The organism is Xanthomonas sp. XNM01, from assembly GCF_014851915.1.
Lineage (GTDB): Bacteria > Pseudomonadota > Gammaproteobacteria > Xanthomonadales > Xanthomonadaceae > Pseudoxanthomonas.
This window is the reverse complement of sequence record NZ_JACVAP010000003.1, coordinates 237,011-251,536: the sequence shown is the minus strand read 5'-3', so window position 1 is coordinate 251,536 and position 14,526 is coordinate 237,011. Positions and strand designations below refer to the sequence as shown.

At 71.4% G+C, this 14,526-nt stretch carries 12 protein-coding genes and 1 pseudogene; all 13 read left to right on the top strand.

Translation table 11 applies throughout. The features are described 5' to 3' along the window. The first annotated feature begins 114 nt into the window (after positions 1-114). The 13 genes and pseudogenes from mraZ to ftsA all read left to right on the top strand — a co-directional run bounded on the left by mraZ (position 115) and on the right by ftsA (position 14,498). Positions 115-591 carry a division/cell wall cluster transcriptional repressor MraZ gene (gene mraZ, locus IB242_RS12435; RefSeq protein ID WP_192279755.1) on the top strand — a complete coding sequence of 159 codons (477 nt, stop codon included), beginning with the start codon at positions 115-117 and terminating at the stop codon, positions 589-591. A 14-nt stretch (positions 592-605) separates the two neighbouring features. Next, a pseudogene (rsmH, locus tag IB242_RS12430) lies at positions 606-1,556 on the top strand (16S rRNA (cytosine(1402)-N(4))-methyltransferase RsmH); the annotation flags it as partial. Between the two features lie 17 nt (positions 1,557-1,573). Continuing rightward, entirely contained in the window at positions 1,574-1,837 is a 264-nt protein-coding gene (ftsL, locus tag IB242_RS12425) for a cell division protein FtsL (protein WP_192279754.1), read from the top strand. A gap of 47 nt (positions 1,838-1,884) precedes the next feature. Continuing rightward, positions 1,885-3,675, top strand: coding sequence for a penicillin-binding protein 2 (locus IB242_RS12420; RefSeq protein WP_192280551.1), 1,791 nt, complete (start codon positions 1,885-1,887; stop codon positions 3,673-3,675). After that, positions 3,672-5,162 (top strand): UDP-N-acetylmuramoyl-L-alanyl-D-glutamate--2,6-diaminopimelate ligase, encoded by a 1,491-nt coding sequence (locus IB242_RS12415; RefSeq protein ID WP_192279752.1) that lies wholly within the window; start codon positions 3,672-3,674, stop codon positions 5,160-5,162. Before IB242_RS12420 ends, IB242_RS12415 begins: the two co-directional genes overlap by 4 nt. Further along, complete coding sequence (gene murF / locus IB242_RS12410; RefSeq protein WP_192279750.1) at positions 5,159-6,553, top strand: UDP-N-acetylmuramoyl-tripeptide--D-alanyl-D-alanine ligase; 1,395 nt, start codon at positions 5,159-5,161, stop codon at positions 6,551-6,553. Before IB242_RS12415 ends, murF begins: the two co-directional genes overlap by 4 nt. Then, positions 6,543-7,628: a phospho-N-acetylmuramoyl-pentapeptide-transferase gene (gene mraY, locus IB242_RS12405; RefSeq protein ID WP_192279748.1), complete on the top strand. Its 1,086-nt coding sequence runs from the start codon at positions 6,543-6,545 to the stop codon at positions 7,626-7,628. The genes murF and mraY overlap by 11 nt, the downstream gene beginning before the upstream one ends. Beyond that, positions 7,628-8,959 (top strand): putative lipid II flippase FtsW, encoded by a 1,332-nt coding sequence (ftsW, locus tag IB242_RS12400; RefSeq protein WP_192279746.1) that lies wholly within the window; start codon positions 7,628-7,630, stop codon positions 8,957-8,959. The genes mraY and ftsW overlap by 1 nt, the downstream gene beginning before the upstream one ends. Continuing rightward, a complete protein-coding gene (gene murG / locus IB242_RS12395; RefSeq protein WP_192279744.1) occupies positions 8,956-10,077 on the top strand; it encodes an undecaprenyldiphospho-muramoylpentapeptide beta-N-acetylglucosaminyltransferase in 1,122 nt (373 codons plus the stop codon). The genes ftsW and murG overlap by 4 nt, the downstream gene beginning before the upstream one ends. Next, entirely contained in the window at positions 10,074-11,519 is a 1,446-nt protein-coding gene (gene murC, locus IB242_RS12390; RefSeq protein WP_192279742.1) for a UDP-N-acetylmuramate--L-alanine ligase, read from the top strand. Before murG ends, murC begins: the two co-directional genes overlap by 4 nt. Beyond that, positions 11,516-12,496, top strand: a complete 981-nt coding sequence (locus IB242_RS12385; RefSeq protein ID WP_192279740.1) for a D-alanine--D-alanine ligase — start codon at positions 11,516-11,518, stop codon at positions 12,494-12,496. The genes murC and IB242_RS12385 overlap by 4 nt, the downstream gene beginning before the upstream one ends. Next, on the top strand, positions 12,493-13,266 hold the full coding sequence (locus IB242_RS12380; protein ID WP_192279738.1) for a cell division protein FtsQ/DivIB: 774 nt from the start codon (positions 12,493-12,495) through the stop codon (positions 13,264-13,266). Before IB242_RS12385 ends, IB242_RS12380 begins: the two co-directional genes overlap by 4 nt. Continuing rightward, entirely contained in the window at positions 13,263-14,498 is a 1,236-nt protein-coding gene (ftsA, locus tag IB242_RS12375; RefSeq protein WP_192279736.1) for a cell division protein FtsA, read from the top strand. The genes IB242_RS12380 and ftsA overlap by 4 nt, the downstream gene beginning before the upstream one ends. The last annotated feature ends 28 nt before the right edge of the window (positions 14,499-14,526 follow it).

Sequence of the window (14,526 nt, the reverse complement as noted above, 5' to 3'; positions counted from 1 at the left end):
CTCGTTGATCAGGCAGGTGATTTTGGGTCCGCCAGCCTGTTGACAACTCTGTTCGTGAATCCTAAGGTGGGCGCACGAGGGAAAACCGGGATTTTTGTGGTTTTCCGTGGTTGAATGTGTTCCCAACCGGCCGGGTGCAGCAGCGTGTTCCAGGGCGAGACCGCCATCACAGTGGACGACAAGGGGCGATTGGCCGTGCCCACGGCCTACCGCGATCTGGTCGCGCGCGAGTGCGGAAACCGCCTGGTCATCACCTACAACCCGTTCGAGTCCGGCTCGCTGTACCTGTATCCGGAGAAGGTCTGGCAGCGGGTCCGCGACGACGTCAACAAGCTGCCCAGCACCCGTGCCGCGCATCGCGCGCTGCAGTTGAAGCTGGTCGGTGCGGCGACCCCGGTGGAGCTGGACGGCAACGGCCGCATCAGCATCCCGGCCAGCCACCGCAACGCGGTCGGCATCGAGAAGAAGGCCGTGCTGCTGGGCATGGGCGACAAGTTCGAACTGTGGAGCGAGCAGGCGCATCACGCGCAGATCCGTCAGGTGATCACCGACGAGGATCTGAGTGATCACATGCTCGATTTGAAACTGTGACCGGGGGTGACCGGGTGCGCACGCAGGCGCAGGCCGGCCACCCCGCTGACCCCGCGCAGCCGGTGCATGTGCCCGTGTTGTACGCGCCGGTCATCGAGGGGTTGCGGGTGCTCGAGGAAGGTCGCTACCTGGACGGCACGTTCGGGCGCGGCGGCCATGCACGCGGCGTGCTGGAACGACTCGGCCCGGGAGGCCGGCTGCAGGTGATGGACAAGGATCCCGACGCGATCATGGAGGCCGAGCGCAGCTTCGGCGCCGATCCGCGCGTGTCGATCCACCGCGGCAGCTTCGCCACCCTGTCGCAGGTCGCCGGGGCGGGTTCGCTCGACGGCATCCTGCTCGACCTGGGCGTGTCCTCGCCGCAGCTGGACGTGGCCGGTCGCGGCTTCTCGTTCGGCAAGGACGGTCCGCTGGACATGCGCATGGACCCGGACGCCGGCGAGAGCGCGGCGCAGTGGCTGGCGCATGCCGACGAGCGGCAGATCGCCGACGTGCTGTGGACCTACGGCGAGGAAAAGCAGAGCCGCCGCATCGCCCGCGCGATCGTCGCCCGCCGTGCCGAGCAGCCGCTGCTGCGCACCGCGCAGCTGGCCGACCTGATCGCCTCGGTGATGCCGCGCGGCAAGGACAAGATCCATCCGGCCACGCGCAGCTTCCAGGCTATCCGCATCCACATCAACCGCGAGCTGGCCGACCTCGAAGCCGGGCTGGATGCGGCCCTGGCCGCGCTGAAGCCCGGCGGGCGCCTGGCGGTGATCAGCTTCCATTCGCTGGAAGACCGCATCGTCAAGCAGTTCATCAACCGGCACGCCAAGGCGCCGCCGGCCAACCGGCGGCTGCCCGAGGCGCAGGTGTTCGTGCCGGCGCTGTCGGCGATCAGCGGCGCCATCAAGGCCGACGAGGCCGAACTGGCCGTCAATCCGCGCGCGCGCAGCGCGGTGCTGCGGGTGGCCGAGAAGCTGGGCGCGACGGAGCGTGCGGCATGAGCCGCTTCCTGCTCGGCGTGCTGCTGCTGGCCACCGTCGGTTCGGCGCTGGCCGTGGTCTACGAGCGCTACCGGCATCGCCAGCTGTTCGTCGAGCTGACCGGGCTGGAGCGCGACCGCGATGAACTGAACGTCGAGTTCGGCCGACTGCAGCTGGAACAGGCGACCTGGGCCCAGTCCAACCGCATCGACCAGGTCGCACGCGAGCGCCTGGGCATGAAGCTGCCGGAAGCGGACGACATCGTGGTGGTGCGCCCGTGAAGCGCAACGTCCGCGCGCGCCGCAACATCTTCAACCTGCGCAGCCGCATGTCGCTGGTCGCCTGCGCGCTCGGGCTGTGCTCGGTCGCCCTGGTCGGCCGGGCCGCCTACGTGCAGCTGGTCAATGCCGAGTTCTACCAGCGCCAGGGCGAGGCCCGCTTCGTCCGCGAGATCCCGATCGCGACCTCGCGCGGCATGATCACCGACCGCAACGGCGAGCCGGTGGCGGTGTCGACGCCGGTCGAGTCGGTCTGGGGCAATCCGCAGGAGCTGCTGCGCCATCCCGAGCGGCTGCCCGAGCTGGCAAAGGCGCTGGGCGTGGCGCCGGACGAGCTGACCGCGCGCCTGTCGCAGCGGGCCGACAAGGAGTTCGTCTACCTCAAGCGCCGGATCAACCCGGACCAGGCCAAGGCGATCCTCGCCCACGAGGTGCCGGGCGTGTTCTCGCAGCGCGAGTTCCGCCGGTTCTATCCCCAGGGCGATGCGATGGCGCACGTGCTGGGCTTCACCAACATCGACGACCGCGGCCAGGAAGGCCTGGAGCTGGCCTTCGACGAGTGGCTGACCGGCAAGCCGGGCAGCAAGCGCGTGATCCGCGACCGCCACGGTCGGATCGTCGAGAGCATCGAGCTGGTGCGCGCCGCCGAGCCGGGCAAGGACCTGACCCTCAGCATCGACCGGCGCATCCAGTATCTCGCCTACCGCGAACTGCGTGCGGCGCTGGACGAGCACCAGGCGGCGGCCGGCTCGGTGGTGGTGCTGGACGTGGCCACCGGCGAAGTGCTGGCGATGGTCAACCTGCCCAGCTACAACCCCAATTCGCTGGGCGGCGGCAGCACCGACGTGCGCCGCAACCGCGCGGTCACCGACCTGCTCGAGCCGGGCTCGACGATGAAGCCGATCACCATCGCGGCCGCGCTGGAGAAGGGCGTCATCACCCCGACGACCACGTTCAACACCAACCCCGGCTGGATCCCGAACGGGCGTTTCAAGACCAGCGACTTCCGCAACTACGGCGTGCTCGATACCACCGGCATCATCACCAAGAGCTCGAACGTGGGCTCGTCGATGGTGGTGCACAGGCTCGAGGACCGCTATTTCTACGAGTTCATCCGCAACATGGGCTACGGCCGCAGCACCGGCAGCGGCTTCCCGGGCGAGGCGGCGGGGCTGCTGGCCGATCCTGCACGCTGGTCGGGCACCGACAAGCAGGTCATGTCCTACGGCTACAACATGGCGGTGACGCCGATGCAGATCGCGCATGCCTACGCGACGCTCGGCAACCACGGCCGCGCGCTGCCGCCGACTTTCGTCAAGGGCAACGTCGGCGAGGCGCGCCAGGTGCTGTCGCCGAAGGTCGCCGACGAGGTCGTGCGGATGATGCAGACGGTCACCGAGCCGGGCGGCACCGGCACGCGCGCGGCCATCCTGGGTTACCACGTCGCCGGCAAGTCCGGCACCGCGCGCAAGGCCAGCGGCGGCAGCTACGAGCGCCGCTATCTGGCGTTCTTCGCCGGCCTGGTGCCGGTGGACAATCCGCGCTTCGCGATGGCGGTGGTGATCGACGATCCGGATACCTCCAAGGGCGGCTCCACCTACGGCGGCGGCTACGTGTCTGCGCCGGTGTTCCAGCGGGTGATGGACGGCGCGCTGCGGCTGATGGACGTGCCGCCGGACGACATCGAGACCTGGCTGGCCGCGCAGGCGCGCGGCGACGCCAAGCGGCGCGCCTCGATGCCCGAGCTGCCGGCCGCGCTGGACGACCTGGACCACGTGGACGAGAACACCATCGACGCGATCATCCCGCCGGCGATGAGCGGCGGCGGAGCGGCGCCATGAGCCGCAGCATGCCGCTGTCGCGCCTGCTGCCCGACGTCGCGCTGCCGCGCGACGTCGACGTGTCGGGCCTGGTGATGGACAGCCGCGAGCTGCGGCCCGGCGATGCGTTCGTCGCGATCGCCGGCTTCGGCACCCACGGGCTGGCGTTCGCCGACCAGGCCAGGGCGCAGGGCGCGGCCGCGATCCTGTTCGAGCCGCCGGCGCCGGCCGACCATCCCGCGCCGGCCGACGCGATCGCCGTGCCGGGTCTGCGCGCGCGTCTGGGCGCGATGGGCGACCTGTTCCATGGCCATCCCTCGCATGCGATGACGATGGTCGGCGTCACCGGCACCAACGGCAAGACCTCCACCGTGCAGCTGCTGGCCCAGGCCTGGCAGCTGCGTGGCCTGCGTGCCGGCAGCATCGGCACGCTTGGCGCCGGCCTGCACGGGCACGTGGTCCCGACCGGATTCACCACGCCGCTGGTGCTGCGCATGCATGCGCTGCTGGCGGAGATCCGCGATGCCGGCGCGCAGGCGGTGGCGATGGAGGTCAGCTCGCACGCGCTGCACCAGGGCCGCGTCGACGGCGTGCATTACGACGTCGCGGTGTTCACCAACCTCACCCGCGACCACCTCGACTACCACGGCGACATGGCCAGCTACGGCGCGTCCAAGGCGCTGCTGTTCGCCCGTCCGGGCCTGAAGGCCGCGGTGCTGAACCTGGACGATGCGTTCGGCCGCACCCTGCTGGCGCAGCTGCCCGACGGCGTGCGCGGCATCGGTGTCAGTTCGCGCGCGCAGGACGACGCGGTCGTCCGCGCCGGGGCGCTGCGCTTCGATGCTCGCGGCATCGCCTTCGATCTGGTCGTCGACGGCCAGGCCCACCCGGTGGCCTCGCCGCTGCTGGGGCGCTTCAACGTGGACAACCTGCTGGCCGTGGCCGGCACGCTGCACGCGCTGGGCGAGAGCGGGGCGGTGATCGCGGCCACGCTTTCTCACCTGCAGCCGATCGCCGGACGCATGAACCGGCTCGGTGGCGATGGCGAACGTCCGCTGGTGGTGATCGATTACGCCCATACCCCCGATGCGCTCGCCCAGGCCCTGACCAGCCTGCGCGCGCATGCGCAGGCGCGCCTGCTGTGTGTGTTCGGTTGCGGCGGCGACCGCGACCGCGGCAAGCGCCCGCAGATGGCGCAGATCGCCCAGGCCGAAGCGGACCTGGTGATCGTCACCGACGACAATCCGCGCACCGAGGACGGCGATGCGATCGTCGCCGACATCCTGGCCGGCTTCGGCGACCGGGCGGCCGCGGTGGTCGAGCGCGATCGCGCCAGGGCGATCGCCCGCGCGATCGGGCAGGCCGGCCCGCAGGACATCGTCCTGGTGGCCGGCAAGGGCCACGAGCCCTACCAGGAAGTGGCCGGCGTGCGCATGCCGTTCGACGACACCGCCGTGGCCGCGGCCGCGCTGGACGCATGGGGCGCCGCGCCGGGAGGCCGCGCATGAAGCGCCTGCCGCTGTCGTTGATCGCGCACTGGGCCGGCGGCGAGCTGCATGGCGACGACGTGCTGGTCGCCGCCGTCACCCAGGACACCCGCCAGCTCGGCCGCGACAGCCTGTATGTGGCGCTGCGCGGCGAGCGGTTCGACGGGCACGATTTCGCCGCCGATGCGGCCATGCGCGGCGCGGTCGCGCTGCTGGTCGAACGCCTGCTCGATACCCCCCTGCCGCAGGTGCTGGTGGCCGACAGCGAGCGCGCGCTGGCGCGCATCGCCGCCGGCATGCAGCGCGACCGTCGTGCCACGGTGGTGGCCATCACCGGCAGCAACGGCAAGACCAGCGTCAAGACGCTGGTGCTGGAGATCCTGCAGCGCGCCGGCCTGGCCTACGCCAATCCGGGCAACCGCAACAACGAGATCGGCCTGCCGCTGGCGGTGATCGACGCGCCGGACGATGCCGATTTCGCGATCTACGAGATGGGCGCGGGCAAGCCGGGCGACATCGCCTACCTGACCGCGGTGGCCACGCCGGACGTGGCCCTGGTCAACAACATCGCCGCCGCGCACCTGGAGCGCATGGGCAGCCTGCTCGGCGTGGCCGAGACCAAGGGCGCCATCTACGCGGCGCTGCCGGCCGGCGGCGTGGCGGTGGTCAATGCCGACGACGCCTTCGGCGCGTGGTTCGAGCAGCAGGTGATCCGCGCCGCCGACAGCGGCCGGCGGGTGCTGCGGTTCGGGCTGGATGCCAGCGCCGAGGTCACCGCGCGCGACATCGTCACGGTCGAGCAGGGTACGCGCATGACCCTGGTCGCGCCGCAGGGCGAGGTCGAGGTCCTGCTGCAGCTGCCGGGCCGCCACAACGTCTGCAACGCGCTGGCCGCCGCCGCGGTGTCGCTGGGCTGCGGCGTGCCGCTGGCGACCATCGCCGCCGGCCTGGCCGCGGCGCGTCCGGTCGCAGGCCGCCAGGTCGCGCACGCGCTGGCCGACGGCAGCCTGCTGATCGACGACAGCTACAACGCCAACCCCGGCTCGCTGGCCGCGGCGATCGATGCGCTGGCCGCCTCCGGCGACGAGGCCTGGCTGGTGCTCGGCGACATGCGCGAACTCGGCCCCGAGGCGCAGGCGCTGCACGCCGACGCCGGGCACCGCGCACGCGAGGCCGGCATCGCGCGGCTGTACGCGCTGGGCGAGCTCAGCGCCGCCGCGGTGCAGGCGTTCGGCGAGGGCGGCTCGCATCACCACAGCCATGCCGCGCTGGCCGACGCGCTGCGGATGGAACTGGGCACGCCGCGTGGCGAGCGTCGCCGCCGGGTGCTGGTGAAAGGATCGCGTGGCAGCGCGATGGACAGGATCGTGACCGCGCTGCTGGCGCATGGAGATATGACGGATGTTGCTTGAACTGGCGCGCTGGCTGGCAGGGCTGGAGGATTTCTTCGGCCTGTTCGGCTACCTGACCTTCCGCGGCATCCTCGCCGCGTTGACCGCGCTGTTCCTGTCGCTGTGGCTGGGCCCGGCGGTGATCCGCCGGCTGGCCCAGTTCAAGGGTGGCCAGCCGATCCGCACCGACGGCCCGCAGACGCACTTCTCCAAGGCGGGCACCCCGACCATGGGCGGCGCGCTGATCCTGCTCACCGTGCTGCTGTCGGTGCTGCTGTGGGGCGACCTGCGCAACAAGTACGTGTGGACGGTGCTGCTGGTGATGCTGGCGTTCGGCGCGATCGGCTGGTACGACGACTGGATCAAGATCGTCAAGCGCGATCCGAACGGGCTGAAGTCGCGCTGGAAGTACCTGCTGCAGTCGATCTTCGGCCTGGCCGCCGGCCTGTACCTGTTCCTGTACGCCGACGTGCCGGCGGCGACCACGTTCTACCTGCCGCTGTTCAAGTCGATCGCGCTGCCGCTGGCCGGCATCAGCTTCGTGGCCATCGCCTACTTCTGGATCGTCGGCTTCTCCAACGCGGTCAACCTGACCGACGGTCTGGACGGGCTGGCGATCATGCCGACCGTGCTGGTCGCCTGCGGCCTGGGCGTGTTCGCCTATGCCTCGGGCAATGCGGTGTTCTCCACCTACCTGCAGATCCCGCAGGTGCCGGGTGCGGGCGAACTGACCATCATCTGCGCGGCCATCGCCGGCGCCGGGCTGGGCTTCCTGTGGTTCAACACCTACCCGGCGATGGTGTTCATGGGCGACATCGGCGCGCTGGCGCTGGGCGCCGTGCTGGGCACCATCGCCGTGATCGTGCGCCAGGAGCTGGTGCTGGTGATCATGGGCGGCATCTTCGTCATCGAGACGCTGTCGGTGATGATCCAGGTCGCTTCGTTCAAGCTCACCGGCAAGCGTGTGTTCCGGATGGCGCCGATCCACCACCACTTCGAACTGAAGGGCTGGCCCGAGCCGCGCGTGATCGTCCGCTTCTGGATCATCTCGGTGATCCTGGTCCTGGTCGGCCTGGCGACGCTGAAGGTGCGCTGATGAACGACCTGCGCCAGGCCACCCGACTGGATGCCATCGAAGGCCGCTTCGACCCGTGGTTGGTCGGTGCTGCCCTGGCGCTGGCGTGCCTGGGCGTGGTGATGGTCGGCTCCAGCTCGATCGCCATCGGCGAGAACCTGGGCGTGGGCCCGTTCCACTACCTGGTCCGGCACGTGCTGTTCATCGGCATCGGCGTGGTCCTGGCCGCGGTGGTCATGCGCACCGACCTGAAGACCATCGAGCGCCACAACCAGCTGCTGCTGCTGGGCTGCGTGGTGCTGCTGATCCTGCCGTGGCTGCCTGGCCTGGGCGTGAGCGTCAACGGCGCGCGGCGCTGGATCAACATGGGCGTGTCGCGCTTCCAGGTGGTCGAAGCGGTCAAGGTGCTCTACATCGTCTGGCTGTCGAGCTACCTGGCCCGCTTCAGCGACGAGGTCAACACCACCTGGCTGGCGATGATCAAGCCGCTGGGCGTGGCGGTGCTGATGGTGGCGATGCTGCTGGCGCAGCCGGACTTCGGCTCGGCCACGCTGCTGCTGGCCATCACCGCCGGCCTGCTGGTGCTGGGCGGCGCCAACCTGCAGCGGCTGTCGCTGCCGGTCCTGCTGGGCCTGCCGGCGCTGGCCGCGCTGGCGATCTTCGAGCCCTACCGGCTGCGCCGCATCGTCTCGTTCTGGGATCCGTGGCAGGACCAGCTCGGTGCCGGCTACCAGCTGACCAACGCGCTGATGGCGATCGGCCGCGGCGAGTGGCTGGGCGTCGGCTTGGGTGCCTCGGTGCAGAAGCTCAACTACCTGCCCGAAGCGCACACGGACTTCATCTTCTCGGTGATCGCCGAGGAACTGGGGTTCGTCGGCGTCTGCCTGGTCATCGGCCTGTACGCGCTGCTTGTCGGCCGTGCGCTGTACCTGGGCCTGAAGTGCGTGGAGATGCGTCGCCATTTCGCCGGCTACTGCGCGTTCGGCGTCGGCCTGTGGATCGGCATGCAGAGCTTCGTCTCGATCGGCGTCAACCTGGGCGTGCTGCCGACCAAGGGCCTGACCCTGCCGCTGGTGTCGTCCGGCGGCTCCAGCGTGATGATGACCTGCGTGGCCATCGGCCTGCTGCTGCGCGTGTCCTACGAACTCGAACGCGCCGAACGCCAGGTCGCGCTGCTGCGTCCGGAGCAGGGCGCGCCGGCCCCGGCCGCGCCGCAGGCGCCCGCGGAAGGGCCGGCCTACCGGCCGCAGCCGGCCGCCGAGCCGCGCCCGGCGCAGCCGATCGACTCCGCCCTGTCGCTGCGTGGCCGCGGCACCGCACGGGTCGAGCCGACCTTCGGAGGCTACGCATGAGCGCGCACGCAGTGGCGACCACCGGGCAGGGCACGGCGCCGGTCATGATCATGGCCGGCGGTACCGGGGGACACATCTTCCCCGGCCTGGCCGTGGCCCAGGTGCTGCGCGATCGCGGCGTGCCGGTGGTCTGGCTGGGCGCGGCCGGCGCGATGGAAACGCGGCTGGTGCCGCAGCACGGCATCGAGATCGACACGCTGCCGATCGCCGGCGTGCGCGGCAAGGGCGCGCTGGCGCTGCTGGCGGCGCCGCTGCGGCTGCTGACGGCGGTGCGCGCCGCAGCGGCCGTGCTGCGCCGGCGTCGTCCGCGCACGGTGATCGGCTTCGGCGGCTTCGCCTCCGGCCCCGGTGGCCTGGCCGCGCGCCTGGCCGGGCTGCCGTTGCTGGTGCACGAGCAGAACCGGGCGCCGGGCCTGACCAACCGCGTGCTGTCGAAGCTGGCGCAGCGCACGCTGACCGGGTTCCCGGGCAGCTTCGACCATGAGCTGGTGGTCGGCAATCCGGTGCGTGCGGCCATCGCCGCGCTGCCGGCGCCGCAACAGCGCCTGGCCGGCCGCGACGGCGCGCTGCGCCTGCTGGTGCTCGGCGGCAGCCAGGGCGCGCGTGCGCTGAACCTGGCGGTGCCGCAGGCGCTGGCCGCGCTCGGCGATGTCCCGGTCGAAGTGCGTCACCAGTGCGGCGAGAAGCTGCGCGCCGAGGCCGCGCAGGCCTATGCCGACGCCGGCGTCGCTGCCAGCGTCGAGGCTTTCATCGACGACATGGCCGCCGCGTACGCCTGGGCCGATCTGGTCGTGTGCCGCTCCGGCGCCTCGACCCTGGCCGAGCTGTGCGCGGTCGGCATCGGCAGCGTGCTGGTGCCCTTCGCCGCCGCGGTCGACGACCACCAGACCCGCAACGCCGAGTACCTGGTCGAACACGGCGCCGCCCTGCTGCTGAAGCAGGACGCACAGCTGGCCGCGGCGCTGCAGCCGCTGCTGCGCGCGCTGGCCGCCGATCCGCAGCGCCGCCTGCGGATGGCGCAGGCGGCGCGCGGGCTCGCGCTGCCGGCCGCCGCCGCCCACATCGCCGACCTGGTCCTCCAGGCATCCAACGACATCGAGAAGGGAGTTTCCACATGATCCGCCGCCTCAACGACACCGACGACCTGGTGCGCGCGTTCCCGCGCGTGCACTTCGTCGGCATTGGCGGCACCGGCATGAGCGGCATCGCCGAGGTGATGCTGACCCTCGGCTACGAGGTGTCCGGTTCGGACAATGCCGACAACGCCGCGACCCGCCGCCTGGCCCGCCTGGGCGCGCGCGTGATCCGCGGCCACTCGGCCGCCAACGTGCTCGGCACCGACTGCGTGGTGGTGTCCAGCGCGATCCGCGAGGACAACCCGGAGCTGATGGAGGCGCGCAGCCAGCGCATCCCGATCGTGCCGCGCGCGGCGATGCTGGCCGAGCTGATGCGCTTCCGCCGCGGCATCGCCGTGGCCGGCACCCACGGAAAGACCACGACGACCAGCCTGACCGCCGCCGTGCTGAGCGAAGGCGGCCTGGATCCGACCTTCGTGATCGGCGGGCAGCTGCTCGCCGCCGGCGCCAACGCCAAGCTCGGTGGTGGCCAGTGGCTGGTGGCCGAGGCCGACGAGAGCGACGGCAGTTTCCTGCGCCTGAATCCGCTGATGGCGGTGATCACCAACATCGATGCCGATCATCTGGAGAACTACGGCGGCGATTTCTCCCGCCTGCAGTCGGCGTTCGCCGAGTTCCTGCAGCGGCTGCCGTTCTATGGCCTGGCCGTGCTCTGCATCGACGACCCGGAAGTGGCCGCGCTGGCCGCGCAGACCCCGCGCCACGTGATGACCTACGGCACCGCCGAGAACGCCGACGTGCGTGCCGAGGACGTGGTCCAGCACGGCCCGCGCATGCGCTTCACCCTGCGCCTGCCCGAGGGCGCCACCGTGCCGGTGACCCTGGCGCTGCCGGGCCGCCACAACGTGCTCAACGCGCTGGCCGCCGCCGCGGTCGGCTGGCAGCTGGGCGTGTCGCCGGAGAACATTGCCGCCGCGCTGGAGAAGTTTGCCGGCATCGGCCGCCGCTTCAACGACCTGGGCGAGCTGGTCACCCCGACCGGTGCGCGTGCGCGGCTGGTCGACGACTACGGCCACCACCCGAAGGAACTGGCCGCAGTGTTCGCCGCCGCGCGTGGCGGCTGGCCGGACAAGCGCCTGGTGGTCGCGTTCCAGCCGCACCGTTACAGCCGGACCCGCGACCAGTTCGACGCGTTCGCCGCGGTGCTGTCCGAAGCCGACGCGCTGGTGCTGAGCGAGGTCTATCCGGCCGGCGAGGCGCCGATCCCCGGCGCCGATTCGCGCGCGCTGGCGCGTGCGATCCGTGCGCGCGGCCGTTCCGAGCCGGTGGTGGTCAGCCAGGTCGCCGATCTGGCCGAGGTGCTGCCCGACGTGCTGCAGGATGGCGACCTGCTGCTGATGATGGGCGCCGGTGACATCGGCTACGTGGCCCAGCAGCTGGCCGCGCAGGGTTTCGGCGGCAGCGACGCGGAGCAGGACGCATGAACGCGCCCGTCGTTCCCGCGCAGCGTTTCAACGAACCGGCCGTGTTCGGCCGCGTCGCGGTCCTGATGGGCGGCAGCTCCAGCGAGCGTGCCGTTTCGCTCGACTCCGGCCGCAACGTGCTCGAGGCGCTGCGCGCCGGCGGCGTCGACGCGGTCGCCATCGACGGCGTGCCGGCGCTGGTCCACGCGATCGCGCAGGCGCGCGCCGGCCATGGGCCGCGCGTGGACCGCGTGTTCAACATCCTGCACGGCGGCGATGGCGAGAACGGCGTGCTGCAGGGCCTGCTGCAGGCTCTCGGCGTGCCGTTCACCGGCCCCGGCGTGCTCGGTTCGGCGCTGACCCTGGACAAGATCCGCACCAAGCAGGTCTGGCAGTCCGCCGGCCTGCCCACGCCGCGTTTCGTGCGCCTGCCCGCCGGTGGCGACGTGCGCGCGGCGATCGAAACGCTGGGCCTGCCGGTGTTCGTCAAGCCGTCCTGCGAAGGCTCCAGCGTCGGCGTCGCCCGGGTGGTGGATGCGGCCGACATCGCCGCGGCCGAACAGGTCGCGCGCGAGTACGGCGGCGAGATGGTCATCGAGCAGCTGGTCGTGGGCGACGAACTGACCGTCGGTGTGCTCGGCGAAGTCGCGCTGCCGTCGATCCGGATCGTGCCGCGCGGCGCCTGGTACGACTACCACGCCAAGTACGTGGCCGACGACACCCAGTACCTGTGCCCGGGACTGGACGGCGAGGACGAGGCGCGCATCCGTGCGCTGGCGCTGGCCGCCTTCCAGGCCGCCGGCTGCAGCGGCTGGGGCCGCGTCGACGTGATGCGCGACCGTGCCAGCGGCGAGCTGCTGCTGCTCGAGGTCAACACCGCACCGGGCATGACCAGCCACTCGCTGGTGCCCAAGGCGGCGGCCCAGCTGGGCATCGGCTTCGAGGCCCTGTGCTGGCGGATCCTGGAACAGACCCTGCCCGGAGGTGCCGCCGCGTGAGCGCGCTGCTGCGCATCCTGGCCTGGCTGCTCGCGGTGGCGCTGGTCGCGCTGCCGGTCGTGGCCGTGCTCAACGGCTGGGTCGGCGCCGAGCGCTGGCCGCTGTCGCGGCTGCGCGTGACCGGCGAGTTCGAGCGGGTGCCGGCCGAGGCGCTGCGTGCGGTGGTCGCGCCGCACGCACGGCGCGGCTACTTCGCGGTGCGCCTGGACGACGCGCAGCATGCGGTCGAGCGGCTGCCGTGGGTCGAGCGCGCGCAGGTGCGCAAGGCCTGGCCGGACGTGCTGGAGATCCACGTGGTCGAGCATCGTCCGTTCGCGCGCTGGGGCGAGGACCGGCTGCTGTCCGAGCGCGGCCAGCTGTTCCCGCGGCCGGATGGCTCCGACGGCGCGCGCCTGCCGCAGCTGGGTGGCCCCGACGCGCGCAGCGCCGAAGTGGTCGAGCTCTACAACCGCAGCCGCGCGATGTTCATGCCGCTGGGCTACGACGTGGTCGAGCTGGGCATGGATGCGCGCGGCAGCTGGTCGCTGACCCTGGACAACGGACTGCGCGTGGTGGTCGGTCGCGACGACGCGCAGGCCCGGCTGGAACGCTTCGCCCGGCTGCTGCCGCAGCTGCTGACCCAGCAGCAGCGCCAGATCGCGCGCGCCGACCTGCGCTACACCAACGGCTTCGCCCTGATCTGGGGCCAGCCCGATGCCACTTCCTCCACGACCCCGCGCGCGCCTGCCGGCAGCGCGCGGACGCATGCACAACAGGCGAGCAGTACATGAACCGCAAAGGCGACAAGTCCCTCATCGTGGGCCTGGACATCGGCACCTCCAAGGTGGTGGCGCTGGTGGGCGAGTATTCGCCGGGCAACCCGATCGAGGTGATCGGCATCGGCTCGCACGAGTCGCGCGGCCTGAAGAAGGGCGTGGTGGTGGACATCGAGTCCACCGTGCAGTCGATCCAGCGTGCGGTCGAGGAAGCCGAGCTGATGGCCGGCTGCGAGATCCGCTCGGTCTATGCCTCGATCTCCGGCAACCACGTGCAGTGCAAGAACTCGCCCGGCATCGTCCCGATCCGCGACGGCGAGGTCACCTGGTCCGACCTGGACCGCGTGCTCGACGCGGCCAAGGCGGTGGCGATCCCGGCCGACCAGCGCATCCTGCACGCGATCCCGCGCGAGTACGTGCTCGATGATTCGCAGGAAGGCATCCGCAACCCGGTCGGCATGACCGGCGTACGCCTGGAAGTGCATGCGCATCTGGTCACCTGCGCGCAGTCGGCCGCGCAGAACATCACCAAGTGCGTGCAGCGCTGCGGCCTGCAGGTCGACGACCTGATCCTGTCCTCGCTGGCCTCGTCGGTCGCGGTGCTCACCGCCGACGAGCGCGAGCTGGGCGTGGTCCTGGTCGACATGGGCGCCGGCACCACCGACATCGCCGTGTTCATCCAGGGCGCGATCTGCCACACGGCCTCGCTGCCGATCGCCGGCGACCACGTCACCAGCGACATCGCGCACATGCTGCGCACGCCGACCCCGGAAGCCGAGCAGATCAAGGTGCGCTATGCCTGCGCGCTGGCGCAGCTGGCCACCGCCGAGGAGAGCATCCAGGTGCCCAGCGTCGGCGACCGGCCGCCGCGGCGGATGCCGCGCGCCTCGCTGGCGCAGGCGGTGCAGGGCCGCTACGAGGAGATCTTCGAGATGGTCCAGGCCGAGCTGCGCCGCTCCGGGTTCGAGGAGCTGGTGCGCGCGGGCATGGTCCTGACCGGCGGCGCCTCGAAGATGGAGGGCGTGATCGAGCTGGCCGAGGAAATGCTGCAGATGCCGGTGCGCGTGGGCATCCCGCAGCACGTGACCGGGCTGGGCGAGGTGGTGGGCAATCCGGTCCATGCCAGCGGCGTGGGCCTGCTGCTGATGGGCAGCCAGATCGAGCATCCGCGTCGGCCGTCGCTGCCGAGCGGACGGGCGGGCAACTTCTTCAAGAAATTGCGCAACTGGTACCGGGGCGAGTTCTGACCGGAGCAGGGCGGAGTGGAGTGGCAGG